Genomic DNA, 14,898 nt, shown 5'->3' with positions numbered 1-14,898 from the left:
CGCTCGATCCCGGCGTTGACGACGACGTGGTGCCGGATGCTCGGAGTTCGGGTCATGAGGCATCTCCTTCGATCTCGACGGCGGCCGCATAGTTGGCCAGCGCCCGCGTCCAGAACCGGTCCAGGTCGGCGCGCAACGCCTCGAGGCCGGTCGGGTCGAGCTGATAGACGCGCCGGGTTCCCGCCGCGCGGTCGCGCACCAGCCCGGCGCACTTGAGCACTTTGAGGTGCTGCGAAACGGCCGGCCTGCTGACCGGGAGGTCGCGGGCCAGTTCGCCGACCGCCGCGGGGCCATGCGCTAGGCGCTCGACGATGGCCCGTCGCGTTCGATCCGCCAGGGCCAGCCAGGCGTCGCCACCGGCCGCGGCTTGGTAAGTGACCACGAACCGTAAGTGTAAGCTTACCGATCCGTGGCTTCAATACCCGATTTGGGATCGGTAGCAACCTTGACCGTATGCACTCGCGGCATGAACATTTCTCACAACATGAACCGCATGCTCGCGGGGGCGTTGCTCTCGGGTGGCTTCGGCGTCGTCGGGTTGGGCCTGGCGGCGGGAACCGGCCACGCCCAGCCTGCCCCGATGGTGTGCCAGGACGGCGGCACGGTACCTAGCCCGACGAACAGCTGCACCTACCAATGGTGCCCGGGTTCGCCGGTGATGAAGAACATGCCGGACTGGGACAGAAACGCCTGTCACCCATGGTATTTCGATCAGAACAGCCCGGTGACCAATTCGACGATCATCGAAGGGTTTCCGCCGCCGCGTCCGCCGTCGCCGCCGTGCATACCGTTCATCAATTGCCTGCCCGGGCTGTAATGCGCGCTAACCCCTGCGCAGCGGCGCCGGACTCCACAGGCCGCCGCGCGTCGCCGTGCCCAACTGCAGGCGGGCGGCCTGGGCGTTGGGGTAATAGGGCGTCAGCCGCTGCAAGCTGCCCCAGTCCCTGGACCAGTCGTCCTTCAGATAACTGGCCACCGTGGTCGCCTTGACCAACAGCTCGGTGACGCCCAGCGGGCCGCCGCCGTTGTTGTCCATGACCGGTGAGTTCGCCTCGGCGCCGAACCGGTCCGGCAGGATCCGCCATTTCGGCGTTTCGTCGACACCGTTTTGATGGCCGAACGGCCGCTGGCACGGGAACGCGAGACCCACCAGCCAGTCCAGGAACACCGGATCGTGCGAGCCCACCACTTCCTGCAGCGTGCGCAGCTGCGGAATCCGCGGCGGCGTGACCGCGATCCAGTGCTGCGGCGCGAGATCCTCGTCGTCGGCGACCAGGCGAATCTGGGTGGCGTCGCGCGGAATCCACGACATCGGCAGCCGCAAGTTGCGCCACGCCGGCGACGCCCCGACGTCGAAAAACTGGAACGACCCGCCCGGGTGTCCGCTCGCCGCCCCGTCGTCGGTGGCCCATTGCAACTGCACCTCGCGTGCGTCGAAGCGGCCCGCCGCCGACACCACCAGCAGCGGTCCCGCCTGGTCGCGCGCGGGAAGTCGGTACCACGCCGAGCGCAGCCGGGCGGGCACCTGGATACCCGACTGCCAGCTGCCCAGCACCGGCGTGCGGGCCGGATCCAAGTTGTAGGGCAGCTGGGCGCGGGAGCCGTTGATTCCCGGTGCGGCGCTGGTACCACCCTCGGTGCCGGCCTGGTTGGTGGTGCCCTTCTCCTCGTCGGTGACGAAACTGCGGTCGCCGGGGCGTTCCATCACCGGGTCGGCGCGGACGTCGGCGGGAATACCGTTGGGCGTGAACGCTTCCGACAATCCAGCCCCCAGGGCGTCGGCCGCCGGTGCGGTCACCGGCGCCAGCATGCCGGCGTTGGGATCCTGCTCGACCAGCACATCCTCGGCCAGGCCGCAGGACTTGCCGGTCAGCGCCTCGAGATCGGACCGCCCCACCGACCAAGCCGGATACTGAGCGGTCATCGCGAGGGTCAGCGATGCCACCTCGAAAACCACCAGCACCCACGCGGCAATTGCCAAGGGGGACTGAATGATTGCGGCCACGCGGTTGCCGGGGGGCGCTTGGGTCCTCAAGGAGTCCGGGGCGACGAAGTGGAACCACGCGGCCAGCAGCAGCACCAGCACGGTCAGCCCGAGCAGCGTCGTGGCGAATGCGTAATGCCATTGCGGGAACGAATTCGACCATGGCACACCGAAATTGGACACGTACCACCAGCCGTTGACGCTGGCGAACGACAACGCCACCAAGAACAGCACCACGGAGGCGAACACGGTTCGGTTGCGGCGCGAACGCATCGCGACGGACGTCACCGCCACCGCGGCCAGCGCCCCCAGGGAACCGGCGAGTCCGGCGAACACCCCGAAGTGGTGCGTCCACTTGGTGGGAGTGAACATGATCGCCACGAAGGAGATGATGGTGATGCCGACGATGCGCCGGCTCGGTCCGGCGGCGGTGCCCGGAATTCGCCCCTTGCGCAACGACATTGCCACCGTGATGCCGAGCGCGAGGACCAGCGCCAGCACGGCGAAGCGGCGCGCGACCGACCCGTCGGGACTGGCCATGAACAGCCGCTCGTAGCGGATGTGTTCGTCAAACCAACTGAGGCTGGGCCCGAGGGCCCGCTTGAGGGCGGTGGCCTGCATCTCGCCGGCCAGGGTCTGATCGCGGAAGATCAGGATCACGGTGACGGTGACCGCGGCGGCGATCGGCGCCAGCAGCGGCAGCGCGCCGAAGCGTTTGGATCGCCGATGCACGATGGTGCGCAACGGCCCGATCGCGACCAGCAGGGCACCGATGGAAGCGATGCCGGTGGGCCCGGAGAAGAGCGTCAAGGCGCCGATGATGCAGGCGATCGCCACGGGCAGCAGCCGGTTGGTGGCCACCGCGCGCTCCACCGAACACCAGGTCAGCAGGATGCCCAGGGCGATGATCGGCTCGGGCCGCAGGCCGTTGTCGAGCGGCAGCCACGTCGCCAGGAACATGCCCGCCGCGGTCCACGCCGCGGCCCTGCTGCGCTTGACGGCATGGCCCAAACGCGGGATGACCTCGCGGCTGATCACCCACCAGCACGTCAGCGCCATGACCAGGGTGGGCAGGCGCATCCAGACGCTGGTGGTGCTGACGTGCGCCCACACCGCGAGCAGGTCGTAGTACCAGCCGAAGGGGGCCTCCGGCGTGCCCAGCCATCGGTAGTAGTTGGCCATGTAGCCGGCATGCTCGGACACCCGTGCCATGGTCAGGATGTAGCCGTCGTCGGAGGTGTTGGCGCCGACGAAGTGCCACCACACCAGCACCGCGATGACCAGGGCGTCCAGCCCGCCGATCGACCACCAGCGCGGCGGAAGGAAGCGCCGGTGCCGGGTGCCGTCGGCTCGGTCGAGGACGTGCAACGCGATCAGCGCCGCGGCCGTCAGCACCACCCCAAGGATCATCGCCGCGAGCTTCAGCGGCGTCGGGCTGCTGCTGTAGCGCGTGTCGACGGTCGCCGAGAAGTTCAGGCCCGGCGGCGTCGGCCCGGCGAGGTCGGTGAACACGCCGACGATCTGCGGCCGGAAGTCATACCCGCTCTTCTCGCCGCGCAGCGGCGCGCCGGGATGCTCGGTGTTGGGCCCCTGCGTCAGCCCGACGAATTCGGCGGTGACCCGCTCCGCGTGCGCGGTGAAGGTCAGCCGCTGGCAGGCGGGGCTGAGCACTTGGCTCAACGGGGCGGTGACGACCGGGACGTTGCGAACCACGAGCACCAGCTCATCGTTGGCGCGCTGGATGAGCAGCCCGCGGTCGACGGCCTTGGGGGCCTGCTTGGGCACCGTCGACAACAGCACCGTCTTGCCGGCATTCTGCGGACCGGTCAATCCGGCGGCGGCCGAGCACGGCACGCTGACGTTTAGTTCGGTGGCCACATAGCCGATCAACGGCGCTTCGACGCTCTCGAATGTGCCGTTCTGCGGCCAGTTGAGCTGCGCGGTGGTCTGGTTGACGGGCAGGACCGGGGTGGCGATCGCCAGCACTGCCCCGAGCAGACCGGCGACGACGGCAACGATGCGAGCGATCCGGTGGTTTGCTCCCGTGTCGCTCACGGAGGTAGATGGTAGTTCTTCGGCCAAGTCGGGCGAGGTCTCGGTGGCCATCAGCCGCTCGTCACCGGTTGGGCTTGCGGCATGCGGATGGCCAGCACAAACGGGCCGATCGTTTGGACCACGAAGCGCGGGTCGTCGAACAGGGCGGCGCGCAGATCCACGGTGTAGCGGCGCACGTTGGGCTGGTTGGGGTAGACGTCCTCGGCCAGCCGCAGGGTGTAGTTGCCGTTGGCGCCGCGGCGCATCAGGAATACCGTCGGCGCCGGCCACGGCGAGCTGTCCAGGGCGTGGATCAGGTCGTCGGCGGTCTTGAGCTTGGACCACTTCTCAATCTGTTGGGCCCGCAGGTCGAATTGCGCCAGCGGGTTGGCGTAGTGCGACGTCAATCCCTGGAAGCCCCAGTAGGGGTAGTAGGACAGGAAGCTGTAGTCGGCGGTCATCAGGACGGTCTGGTTGCGTGGCTTGCCTGTGACGCGCAGGATCGCGGCGTCGATGTCGGCGTAGAACTTCTCCGAGCTGGGCGGGCGGCGGTCGCCGCGCTGGCCGTGGCCGTCGGTGTCGGTGTAGGCGATGGTCAGATCCGGCCGCAGTACGTCGGGAATGTCCTGGCTGAACGCGATCGCCGCGGCGAGCCCGATCGCCGCCGCGACCGGGACCGCGGCGCGGCTTCGCCGGGCCAGCGACCGGGTGGCTTCCACGAAGCCGAACACGCCCGCGGCGACCAATAGCACGGTCAACGTGGGCTGCAGCCGGAACGACAGCAGCGTGGTGCGCGCGAGCGTGGTCAGCATCGACAGCAGCGACCACAGGTAGACGGCCAGCACGCCGATCGTCAGGGCGGCGGCCCGCACCGACGTTCGGGCGCGTACCACCAGCCACAGCGTGCCCAGCAGGCAGATGGCGCCCAGTAGCGAGAACTGCAGCATCGGGAAGGTCAGCTCGGCGCCGTCGGCGGGCAGATAGTGAAAGGCACTGCCGCTGTTGCTGATTGGGCTGGTGGCCGCGCGCAAAAGGAACGGTAGCCAGGTGGTGCTGGCGATGGCCGCCGCGATCACGGCGATGACGGCAAGCCGGCGCAGCGGGTCGAGCGCGGCGCTGAACCCGTGCCGGCGCCAGCGCGCGGCGGCAAGCACCACGGCCATCAGCGCCATCGTGAAGGCGCCGAAGCAGAACAGCAGCGAGTACCACGTGGCCGTCCAGCCCAGGAAGATCCCGGCGCCGGCCACTGCGGCCCAGCCGCCCGCTGTTGGTTCTTCTGCGCCGAGCGTGCGGCCAGCCGCACGTTCGGGTTCGAGTGTGCGGCCAGCCGCACGTTCGGCGGCTAAAGCGCGTTCACCGGCACGCAGGCCCGACCACGTCAGCACCAGCACCGGGGGCAGCAGCACCGTGATCATCGCGGCATAAGGCTCCGGCGAGCTGTAGGCCAGCGTCACCGCGGCGGTCGCGGTGGTGACGATCAGCGCGTACTCGAAGCGGATCATTCGCGACCACAGCACCAGCGCGACCGCGACCGCGATGGTGATCGAGGTGATGGCCCACGGCTTGTAGATCTCCCAGGCCGGCACGCCGGTCAGCGCCGCCGCACGCCCACCGATCCAGAACCAGCCCGGCGGGTAGAACGTCGGGAGCCCCACGTAGGTCATGTCGTGCAGCGCGGGGCTGTCGGCGAGCCGGGTCAGGTATTCGGTGCGGAACTGCTGGTCGACGGAGATGCCGAACAGATACAGCTTGGTGGCGCCCAGCGGCATGCCCAGGGTGACCACGGAGAACGCGGACACGAACACCACCCCGCCGAGCTGGGCCAGCAGCCGAGGGTAGCGACCGCCGCGCCGCCACAGCCAGCCAACGCCGATCAGCCCGGCCAGGCAGCCGACCTGACCGACGGTGGTCAGAGCGTGCAGCTGGTTCGACGACGGAAAGGCGGGCCACTGGACCCCGGCGATGGCGATCAGGGACACCACCGAGACGATCGCGGCCACCACCGCGGCCAAGACCAGCTGGCCGAGGCTGGCCAGTGCGTTGCGCATGGTCAGATTGGCAGCTTGCGGAAGACGCTCCGCGGGATGTGTCGCAACACCATCATCACGTACCTGAATGCTGCTGGCGCCCAAACCAATTCCTTACCTTTGGCGGCCGAGGTCACCGCGAGGTTGGCGACATACTCCTTGTCGACGGTCAGCGGGGCTTCCTTGATGTGCGCGCTCATCCGGGTTCGCACCTGGCCGGGACGGATCACTAGGACGCGAACTCCGTACTCGCGCAATGCTTCTGACAAGCCCAGGTAGAAGCCGTCCAGGCCCGCCTTGGTGGAGCCGTAGACGAAGTTGGATCGCCGCACCCGTTCGCCGGCCACGGTGCTCATCGCGATGATCTGGCCGAAGCCCTGGGCGCGCATCTTCTCGGCCAAAAGGACGCCCACCGAAACCGCTGCGGTGTAGTTGATTTCGGCGATCTGCACCGCCTTGCGCTGGTTCTGCCACAGTTCTTCGGCGTCGCCGAGCAAACCGAACGCGACGATGGCCACGTCCACATCGCCGCCCGAGAAGGCCTGCTCGATCATCTTGGGGTGGCTGTCGGTGTCGGTGGCCTCGAAATCGATCAACTCCACAGACCGCGCGCCCGCGGCCTTCATCTGGGCCACCGCGTCGTCGCGGCCCGCGTCGTCGGGCATGGCGGCCAACACGATGCGCGCGTGCGCGTTCTGCAGGTAGCGCTCGCAGATGGCGAGCCCGATCTCGGACGTGCCGCCGAGCAGCAGGATGGTCTGCGGATTGCCTACCGCGTCGAGCACCATTTAGAGCAGCTCCAAACGTCGGGCCATGTCGGAGGCGAAGACCCCCAGCGGATCTACCTTGCGGCGCACGGCGATCCACTCGTCGATGCGCGGATACATGGCGTGAAAGGTTTCCGCGGTGGCGCGGGAGTCCTTGGCGGTGTAGACCCGCCCGCCGAACTCCAGCACCCGGCGGTCGAGTTCGTTGAGGAACTCGTTGATGCCCGGCTTCATCGGGAAGTCCATCGCGACGTTCCAACCGGCCATGGGAAAGCTCAGTGGCGCGCGGTTGCCTGGGCCGAAAAGCTTGAACACGTTCAGCGCGGAGTAGTGGCCTTGAGTCTGGATCCAGCGGATGATGGCCTTGAATTCGTCCATCGCGTCCGGCGGCACCAAGAACTGATGTTGGGCGAAACCCCTTGGCCCGTAAGCATTATTCCAGCCGCTGACGAGGTCGAGCATGTGGTAGAACTGCGACAGATTCATGATCTTGCCGGTGTAGGTTCCGCCCAGCCGGTAGTACACCTCGCCGATCGCCATAAACGAGAGCTTGTTCATCGCGCTTACCGGAAACACGTCCGGCACCGTTAAGAGTTGCGGCGCATCGAATTTCAAGGGGTTCTTGGCGAGCTTTTTCGGCAGTTGATCCAGCGTCGCGAGGCTGCCCCGGCTGACGGCGGCCCGACCGAGCTTCGGTGGTGGACTGATCAGGTCGAACCAGGCGCTGGAATAGGTGTAATTCGTTTCGCTGCCGTCTAGGTGGACGGCGACCGTTTCGTCGAGATCGTTGGTGGCAACGCCATCGGCGATGAAGTACGCCGTCTCCGTCGGCGTCATGGCGATGGTGGCGCGTAACACGATCCCGGTCAGGCCGTTGCCCCCTACGGTGGCCCAGAACAGCTCGGCATCCTCCCCTTCGGGGGTGACCGTGCGGATGGTGCCGTCGGCCATGAGGAGGTCCATCGACCGAACGTGATTGCCGAAGCTGCCCGCGCTGTGATGGTTCTTGCCGTGGATGTCGCAGGCGATTGCCCCGCCGATGGTGACCTGCCGGGTTCCCGGCAGCACCGGCACCCACAACCCGAACGGCAGCGCCGCCTTCATCAGCTGGTCCAGGTTGACCCCGGCGTCGGCGTCGACCAGCCGGGTGTCGGCGCTGATCGAGTGGATGCGGTTGAGTGGCGTCATGTCGATCACCAGACCGCCACCGTTTTGCGCGTTGTCGCCGTAGGAACGGCCCAGGCCTCGGGCGATCACGCCGCGGTCGCCCGCGTTGGCCACGGCCTTGGCGATCTCCTCGGCGTCCCCGGTGGAAAGCACCGTCGCGACGGAGGGAGCGGTGCGACCCCAGCCCGTCAGGCGTTTGGTGGTGAACATCGTCAAAGAGGGTACCGCTTGGCCGGCTGGCTCAGCGGATGCGGAAGATAACGGCTCGCTGCACGACGAAGTTGATCACCGTCGCGGTGCCCTGCGCGATCACGAACGCGACGGGTATCGCCCAGCCGCGATAGTGCAGCAAGGCAAGGCACAGGTGGTTGAGCCCGACCTGCACGGCAAAGGTGATGCCGTAGAGAACCATGACCGCGACGAACCGGGCGGTGCTCGGTGACGCCTGAAACGTCCACCGGCGGTTGATCAGGTACGCGGTGATGGTGCCGACAACGAAACTGGTGGCTTTGGACAGGTCGACCTGGATGCCGATCACCTGGTAAAGCACCAGGTAGAGGCTGAAGTCGACGATCCCGGCCAGCCCGCCGGTGACGACGAAACGCCATATCTGCGTCGTCAGGCTGAGCTGTGGCGGCGCGAGCTCGGGCATGGGCTATTTAGGTAACTTCACCGCGATCAGCTCGACCTGGTTTTCCCCTTGGGGCGTCGAGTAGGTCACGGTGTCGCCCGGTTTGTGTCCGGCCAGCGCCTGGCCCAGTGGGCTGCGGGCGGTCAGCGTCTCGGCTTCACGGCCGGCCGGGGTCTCCTCGACGATGGAGATCACATGCATCGTCACGACTTCGCCGTCGGGGAAGCGCAGCGTCACCTCGGTGCCGCCGGGCAGCGTTTCGGCCTCTCCGGACTGCGACGGCCCGGTGCGCAATCGCCGGTCCAGCTCGTTGATCCGGTCACCCAGCACGACCAGTTCGTCCGCGCGCTGTATCGCCTCGGCCGCGTCCCCGTGGTCGCCGACCATGCCGCGGTCGTTCTTGACCTCGACCTCGAGGCGATCGCGACGCTGCCGCAGCCGATCCAGCTCCGCGGCCAGGTTCTCCCGCGCGGCATCGGCCACCGATTGGGCTTTCTTTGTCACGTCCGCCCACCTTTCGCCCCGACGTCCCGGGTCGCCGTTTGCTGATCACTCACGCGCCGTGAATCCGATTCGTGGCGTATCAGTGTTACACCACCAAGCGCCCGCCCGTCACCGGTATCAGGCAAGCACATCTATTTAGTTGTACACGTGCATACCCATTCGCGCCGTCGGCGAACGGGCTGCTGTGAGGTTCACACCGGTCCCGCTGTCAGCGTGACGACGTGGTTGCGGCGCTCGCGTGCCTTTATCCGCGACACCCAGACCCGGCCCCCGGTCGCCAGCCCGACGATCCGGTCGGCGGTGTCGAACACCCAGGCCGCCGAGCCCTCCATGCCCGTGTCGTCCATGATGCGCAGATCGATGACGCCCCGCTCGGCCAGCAGCTCGAACAGCGCACGCTGCGGGTCGTCCGCGGCGATCAACGTGGTGTGGTCGAACTGGTATCGCAGCGCCGCCCGGATCACCCGGACGGCACCCGGGTCCACCACCAAGGTCTCGGGTTCGGTTTCCGCGCAAGCGAACTCGACTTCGAACGTCCGCTCATAGCCGTGCAGGAAGAAGCGCTTCCCCTGGTTCGCCCACGAGCGGTAGCAGCAGGGTAGGTCGTCGAACCTCTTGCGCATGTGGAACCGCGCCGTCCGGCCGACGGGCGCGTCGGCACGATGCATGACGGCGACGTGCACCCCGTCGGCGCTGGTGATATCAGGAATTTGCACGACGGTTAGCGTCGTGCGCCGGCCTTGTCGGATCCTCAAAAGATTCTTGAAGCGACGGGCCGGCCCGGTTAGAGAACGCTATCCCACCCCTGCTCGGGTGAGCCATTGCAAATGCGGGGTCCCACCCAAGTCCCAGGACCCGGGCCGCCGAGGACAGTGAGGCAGCCACCAAGCAGGGCCGTGATCCGGCCGTCGGGCTGGATGGTCCAACGCTGGCTGGTCCAACAGGCCAGGAGGCGCAGCGACAGGCTGGACTCCGGCACATTGAGGCATCGTCCGGGGAAGGCCGCACTCTCGATTCGCCCGTCGCCGTTGAGGTTCCAGCGCTGGGTGTCGGCCCCATTGCAGGGGTTGACCACCACCGGGGTGAACCAGCTGTCGTTCGGGGCGTCCAGACACGCATCGCCCAGCCGGCTTCTCAACTGAACCGGTCCGTCGGCGCCTGCTGCTCCAGGGCTCAGCATCGCGACGCCAAACACTGCGCCTGCTATGAGTGCAGCCCGACGCGCGCCGCCCTTCAACCGCGACTCATGCATTTCGGCCCCGTCCCCTCGTCACACCCAGTAGGGCACCCGGGCGCGGTATTGCCGCATCGCCAACGCCGCCAACACCCAGCCGACGGCCGTCAGCGCCAGCACCACCACCCAGTGCCGCAGCTCCTGGGGGGCGCCCAGCAGCGGCGCACGAACGATGTCCAGATAGTGCAGCAACGGGTTGAGTTCGACGATCCTCGACCAGCGTCCGACACCCTGCTGCCGCAGCGTGTCTTCGTTCCAGATGATCGGCGTCATGAAGAACAGCAGCTGCACGATGGAAAACAGCAGCGGACCGATGTCGCGGTAGCGGGTCGCCAGGATGCCGAAGCACAACGACACCCATATGCAGTTGAGCACGATCAGCCCCAGCGCCGGGATCACCGACAAGTCGGCCCACGACCACGGCTTGGGGAAGATGATCGCGATCACGACGTAGATGACGATGTTGTGGGCGAACAAGATGATCTGGCGCCACACCAGCCGGTAAACGTGCACGCTCAACGGTGTCGGCAGCTGTTTGATCAGACCCTCGTTGGCGACGAAGACGTCGGCGCCCTCCAGGATGGCGGCGTTGATCAGGTTCCAGATGATCAACCCGAGCGTGACGTAGGGCAGGTGCACCGCCAGCTGTAGGTGAAACAGTTTGGAGTACAGCCCACCCATGGCGACGGCCGTGGTGCCGGTCGCGATGGTGATCCAAAACGGCCCCAGCACCGAGCGGCGGTAGCGCTGCTTGATGTCCTGCCAGCCCAGGTGCAGCCACAGCTCGTGACGGCGAAAGCCGTCGACCAGATCGGCGCGGGCGCGGGTCAATGTCCGGGACTGAGTCGCGGCGTCGAGGAAACTCATCACGATCCTTCCGGCTGGCCGAATTGCTCGCGACGTCCCAAGCGGCGCAACCGAATCCACTCCAGTAGGCCCTTGGGATCGCGGCGGCTGACCAGGAAGAACCAGCCGAACCGCAGCCACTCCTGGGCCTGCAGCCTGCGCAGACCCGGTTGCGACAGCAGGTAGCCGCGGTTGCGGTAGGTGAAGAACCGCTTGGTGGGGTTGTCGGGATACTGCGTGTGCATCCGACCGCCCAGGATGGGCCGGAACTCCTCGGATCCGCAGGGGTGCAGGTAGACCGCCTCCAGGCAGGTGCCGAACGGCAGACCGGACCGAACCAGCCGGCGGTGCAATTCCACCTCGTCACCGCGGATGAACAGCCGCATGTCCGGCACCCCGATCGCTTCCAGGGTCGACGCCCGGAACAGTGCGCCGTTGAACAGCGACGCGATGCCGCGCAGCAGATCCTGGTCCGCTTCGGTGCGCAATTCGCTTGCGTACCTGCGCCACACCAGGCCGCGCCGCAACGGGAACGCCAGCCGCTGCGGGTCGTCGGAGTTGCACACCATCGGCGAGACCTCGGCCAGTCCGTACTTCTCGGCGCAGGCGAGCAGCGTCGCCAGCACGCGGGAATCCTGCGGGCGCCCGTCGTCGTCGGCCAGCCACACCCAGTCCGCGCCCTGCGCCAGCGCGTGCAGCATGCCGAGCGCGAAACCGCCTGCGCCGCCGAGGTTTCGGCGTGAACCGAGATATGTCGTCGAAATCGGTTGGGCGGCAACGAGATCGCTGACCCGCCCGTCTTCGGACCCGTCGTTGTCGACCACGATGAGGTGATCGGGCAACCGGGTCTGTGTGCTCAGCGCGTCCAGCGACTTGGCCAGCTCGTCGGGTCGTCGGTGGGTGACCACGACGGCGAAGACGGACTCACTCATGATTGTCCGGCGGTTTCGGCCAGCACCTCGCGGACGTGGCGCGCCGCCTCTTCGCCCTCGTAGGCGCGCACCACCTCCTCGATACCACCCGTCTGCCTGATGACGCCGTGGTCGATCCACATCGCCGTCTTGCACAGCCGGGCCAGGAATTCGGTGGAATGGCTGGCGAACACCAGGATTCCGGAACGCTCCACCAGGCCCTGCAACCGCGACTGGGCCTTCTTCAGGAAGTCGGCGTCGATGGCGCCGATGCCCTCGTCGAGCAGCAGGATCTCCGGGTCGATGCTGGTGACCACGCCCATCGCCAGTCGCACCCGCATGCCGGTGGAATACGTGCGCAGCGGCATCGACAGGTAGTCGCCGAGCTCGGTGAACTCGGCGATCTCGTCGACCTTGCTCAGCATGTATTTTCGGCTCTGCCCCAGGAACAGGCCGCGAATGATGATGTTCTCGTAGCCGGAGATCTCGGGGTCCATGCCGACCCCGAGGTCGAAGACCGGCGCCACTCGCCCCGTGACCTTCGCCCAGCCGCGGGTGGGTTCGTAGATGCCCGAAAGTAGGCGCAGCAGAGTCGATTTCCCGGCCCCGTTATGACCGACCAGTCCGACCCGGTCGCCCAGCTCAAGCGACATGGTGATGTCGCGCAACGCCTCGACAACGACGACGTTGGAGTTGTTGCGCCCGATCGTGCCGCCCGCCTTGCCCAGGAAGGCCTTCTTCAAGGAGCGCGACTTGGCGTCGAAGATGGGGAATTCCACCCACGCGCTCTGAGTCTCGATGTGAGGTCCCGAACCCGCCACCATCAGCTACTTAAGTCGGCCTACAGGTATTGCCCGGTGCCCGAGCCGGGCCCGTGGCCCGACTTGCTGATGCCCGGTGGCAGCGCGCTGTGGCGCATCTGCTCCAGCTGCGCGCGGGCCGCCATCTGCTGGGCGAACAGCGCGGTCTGGATGCCGTGGAACAGGCCCTCCAGCCAGCCGACGAGTTGTGCCTGGGCGATGCGCAGCTCGGCGTCCGACGGCGCGGCGTCCTCGTTGAACGGCAGGGTGAGCCGGTCGAGTTCCTCGCGCAGTTCGGGTGCCAGGCCGTCTTCGAGCTCGCGGATGCTGGTGGCGTGGATCTCGCGCAGCCGGTTACGGCTGGCGTCGTCGAGCGGTGCGGCACGCACCTCCTCGAGCAGTTGCTTGATCATGGTGCCGATCCGCATCACCTTGGCGGGCTGCTCGACCAGGTCGGTCAGGGAGCGTCCGTCGGCGTCGTCGTCGTCCGCCTCGCGTATCGCCATGATTCGGGGATCGACGCCGCCGATGATTTCGATGCCATCGTCGTCTCGGCCGTCGTTGCCGTTACTCAATCCGTCACCATCCTCTTGTTGCGTCTAGGGGTGGGGCGTCGCGGCGGTGTTTCCGCGCCATTCGTAGATCTTTGCCCCACCGTTGTCGTAGATCAGCGCCCACGACTTCGATTTCTCTAGAGACATTAGTCCGTCGGGTGTGGCAAACCCTCGCACGTTGGGCGTGCTAGTCAGTATGTACCTGATATTGAGGGCCTTAATCGCCTCTACCACCTTCGGATCGTCGTCGCCTTTGCGCGCGGAGGTCCAGAAGATGTAGCGGTAATAGCCGGGGCCGGTCTGCTGGGGAAAGTCGTAGTGGGTCCACAGCGGGTGCAGGTCGGCCACCGCGTACATCCACGCGGTGCCGTCGACGTTCGAGTCGCCGATCACGGTGTCGCGTGCGCCCGGCTGGTTGGCCAGGTAAGCCATCGCCATCAGGTCGCGCTGGTCGATCATCACCGAGTCGTATTTGTCGCCGAACAGCACCAGATGCCGATAGAAGTAGTGCCGCGCGATGACCACGGTCGACACCGCCAGCATCACCGCGGTCGCCGAGACCCACACCGGCGCCGGCAGACGTTTGAACCGCTTGGTGACCCGTTTGGCGCCCGCGACCACCAGCATGACCGCCGCGAACAAGGCGATGGCCGCCATCGGCGTCGCCAGCATGGACACCACGGCCGTGAGCCGTCGCGGATCGTTGTAGAAGAACTGGCTGAACGCTTCGATGGCGGCGCCCGCCGCGTTGTGAAACGGCGCCCCGGAGTAGATCGTCGCGACGGTCAGCACCAGCCAAACCACCGGCGGCCACCAGATTTTCTTGTACAGCAGGATCGCCAGGCCGGCGTACATGAGCACGATCAGGCCGTATTGGGTCGGGAAGTCGTTGAGGTGACGCGTGTGCAGGAGCAGCGCGTCGATGACGCCCTGCTTCGCGCTCTTGAAGCTGGGGAATGCGTGCCCGGCGATGATGTCGGCCTGCCGGAGCACGCCGATGAACTGCGGCGCCAGGATCGCCGCGGTCGGCACCGCCACGGCGGCCAGGATCAGCACGTCGGCGAGCCGGCCGCGCACCGGATGCCACCAGACGTCCAACAGCCACCACGCCAACAGGAACAGGATCACGATGAACCCGCCCGTTAGATGCACCGACAGGACGCCCACCAGCGCCAGCACCGCCGTCGGGATGCGGTCGCGGTGCCGCAGCGTCGAGGTGATCAGGACGAACGTCGGGATCGCGACCCCGTAGGCGGCCAGGTTGGGCATCGCGGCGACACCGAACTCGACGTAGGGCACCGAGGTGAACGACGCCGACAACGCGGCCGCCGTCGCCGAAACCCCCGCGGTGCGCCAGATGGTGGTGCGCGGCCGAAGCAGATGCCAGGCCAGCATCGCCGCGCTGGTCGGAAACAGCCAGACCGAGGCCGCCACCGAGT

15 protein-coding genes are annotated in these 14,898 nt (G+C 67.0%); 1 reads left to right on the top strand and 14 read right to left on the bottom strand.

Annotated features, from left to right (window positions below; genetic code table 11):
* Positions 1-52 precede the first annotated feature (52 nt).
* Positions 53-382, bottom strand: a complete 330-nt coding sequence (locus tag A5736_RS15750; RefSeq protein WP_076247247.1) for a helix-turn-helix transcriptional regulator — start codon at positions 380-382, stop codon at positions 53-55.
* Positions 383-466: 84 nt separating this feature from the next.
* Here A5736_RS15750 and A5736_RS15745 point away from each other — a divergent pair, with 84 nt between their 5' ends.
* Positions 467-817, top strand: a complete 351-nt coding sequence (locus A5736_RS15745; RefSeq protein WP_076247245.1) for a hypothetical protein — start codon at positions 467-469, stop codon at positions 815-817.
* A gap of 6 nt (positions 818-823) precedes the next feature.
* Here the strand turns inward: A5736_RS15745 and A5736_RS15740 are convergent, their stop codons facing one another.
* The 13 genes from A5736_RS15740 to A5736_RS15680 form a co-directional block, all read right to left on the bottom strand.
* Positions 824-4,090 carry an arabinosyltransferase domain-containing protein gene (locus A5736_RS15740; protein WP_076247243.1) on the bottom strand — a complete coding sequence of 1,089 codons (3,267 nt, stop codon included), beginning with the start codon at positions 4,088-4,090 and terminating at the stop codon, positions 824-826.
* A complete protein-coding gene (locus A5736_RS15735) occupies positions 4,090-6,066 on the bottom strand; it encodes an arabinofuranosyltransferase (RefSeq protein WP_076247242.1) in 1,977 nt (658 codons plus the stop codon). The genes A5736_RS15740 and A5736_RS15735 overlap by 1 nt, the downstream gene beginning before the upstream one ends.
* 2 nt (positions 6,067-6,068) lie before the next feature.
* Positions 6,069-6,833, bottom strand: a complete 765-nt coding sequence (locus tag A5736_RS15730) for a decaprenylphospho-beta-D-erythro-pentofuranosid-2-ulose 2-reductase (protein ID WP_076247240.1) — start codon at positions 6,831-6,833, stop codon at positions 6,069-6,071.
* Complete coding sequence (locus tag A5736_RS15725; protein ID WP_076247238.1) at positions 6,834-8,189, bottom strand: FAD-binding oxidoreductase; 1,356 nt, start codon at positions 8,187-8,189, stop codon at positions 6,834-6,836.
* 31 nt (positions 8,190-8,220) lie between these two features.
* Positions 8,221-8,631 (bottom strand): GtrA family protein, encoded by a 411-nt coding sequence (locus A5736_RS15720; protein WP_076127496.1) that lies wholly within the window; start codon positions 8,629-8,631, stop codon positions 8,221-8,223.
* Between the two features lie 3 nt (positions 8,632-8,634).
* Complete coding sequence (locus tag A5736_RS15715) at positions 8,635-9,114, bottom strand: GreA/GreB family elongation factor (protein WP_076127499.1); 480 nt, start codon at positions 9,112-9,114, stop codon at positions 8,635-8,637.
* Between the two features lie 191 nt (positions 9,115-9,305).
* The gene (locus A5736_RS15710; protein WP_083667483.1) at positions 9,306-9,830 is read right to left on the bottom strand and encodes a 6-carboxytetrahydropterin synthase; all 525 of its coding nucleotides are present in this window, start codon (positions 9,828-9,830) and stop codon (positions 9,306-9,308) included.
* A 68-nt stretch (positions 9,831-9,898) separates the two neighbouring features.
* Positions 9,899-10,366 carry an RICIN domain-containing protein gene (locus A5736_RS15705; RefSeq protein WP_076247237.1) on the bottom strand — a complete coding sequence of 156 codons (468 nt, stop codon included), beginning with the start codon at positions 10,364-10,366 and terminating at the stop codon, positions 9,899-9,901.
* An 18-nt stretch (positions 10,367-10,384) separates the two neighbouring features.
* Positions 10,385-11,215, bottom strand: a complete 831-nt coding sequence (locus tag A5736_RS15700) for an ABC transporter permease (protein WP_076247235.1) — start codon at positions 11,213-11,215, stop codon at positions 10,385-10,387.
* Positions 11,215-12,126 (bottom strand): glycosyltransferase, encoded by a 912-nt coding sequence (locus A5736_RS15695; RefSeq protein ID WP_076247233.1) that lies wholly within the window; start codon positions 12,124-12,126, stop codon positions 11,215-11,217. Before A5736_RS15695 ends, A5736_RS15700 begins: the two co-directional genes overlap by 1 nt.
* Positions 12,123-12,929: an ABC transporter ATP-binding protein gene (locus A5736_RS15690; RefSeq protein ID WP_076127507.1), complete on the bottom strand. Its 807-nt coding sequence runs from the start codon at positions 12,927-12,929 to the stop codon at positions 12,123-12,125. The genes A5736_RS15695 and A5736_RS15690 overlap by 4 nt, the downstream gene beginning before the upstream one ends.
* Positions 12,930-12,946: 17 nt before the next feature.
* Positions 12,947-13,411 (bottom strand): bacterial proteasome activator family protein, encoded by a 465-nt coding sequence (locus A5736_RS15685; protein WP_083667485.1) that lies wholly within the window; start codon positions 13,409-13,411, stop codon positions 12,947-12,949.
* Positions 13,412-13,504: 93 nt separating this feature from the next.
* A partial coding sequence (locus tag A5736_RS15680; protein WP_076247231.1) for a DUF6541 family protein occupies positions 13,505-14,898 on the bottom strand: 1,394 nt, incomplete at its 5' end.

It is taken from the genome of Mycobacterium sp. SP-6446 (genome assembly GCF_001954045.1).
Lineage (GTDB): Bacteria > Actinomycetota > Actinomycetes > Mycobacteriales > Mycobacteriaceae > Mycobacterium.
Note: the sequence above shows the minus strand (reverse complement) of the source record. Positions and strands in the feature narration are given on the sequence as shown.

Bases quoted from the DNA above. Each gene is read 5' to 3' on its own strand.
- A5736_RS15745 (WP_076247245.1), top strand. From the start codon at position 467: ATGAACATTTCTCACAACATGAACCGCATGCTCGCGGGGGCGTTGCTC.
- A5736_RS15740 (WP_076247243.1), bottom strand. From the start codon at position 4,090: ATGGCCACCGAGACCTCGCCCGACTTGGCCGAAGAACTACCATCTACC.
- A5736_RS15735 (WP_076247242.1), bottom strand. From the start codon at position 6,066: ATGCGCAACGCACTGGCCAGCCTCGGCCAGCTGGTCTTGGCCGCGGTG.
- A5736_RS15730 (WP_076247240.1), bottom strand. From the start codon at position 6,833: ATGGTGCTCGACGCGGTAGGCAATCCGCAGACCATCCTGCTGCTCGGC.
- A5736_RS15725 (WP_076247238.1), bottom strand. From the start codon at position 8,189: ATGTTCACCACCAAACGCCTGACGGGCTGGGGTCGCACCGCTCCCTCC.
- A5736_RS15720 (WP_076127496.1), bottom strand. From the start codon at position 8,631: ATGCCCGAGCTCGCGCCGCCACAGCTCAGCCTGACGACGCAGATATGG.
- A5736_RS15705 (WP_076247237.1), bottom strand. From the start codon at position 10,366: ATGCATGAGTCGCGGTTGAAGGGCGGCGCGCGTCGGGCTGCACTCATA.
- A5736_RS15700 (WP_076247235.1), bottom strand. From the start codon at position 11,215: ATGAGTTTCCTCGACGCCGCGACTCAGTCCCGGACATTGACCCGCGCC.
- A5736_RS15695 (WP_076247233.1), bottom strand. From the start codon at position 12,126: ATGAGTGAGTCCGTCTTCGCCGTCGTGGTCACCCACCGACGACCCGAC.
- A5736_RS15690 (WP_076127507.1), bottom strand. From the start codon at position 12,929: ATGGTGGCGGGTTCGGGACCTCACATCGAGACTCAGAGCGCGTGGGTG.
- A5736_RS15685 (WP_083667485.1), bottom strand. From the start codon at position 13,411: ATGGCGATACGCGAGGCGGACGACGACGACGCCGACGGACGCTCCCTG.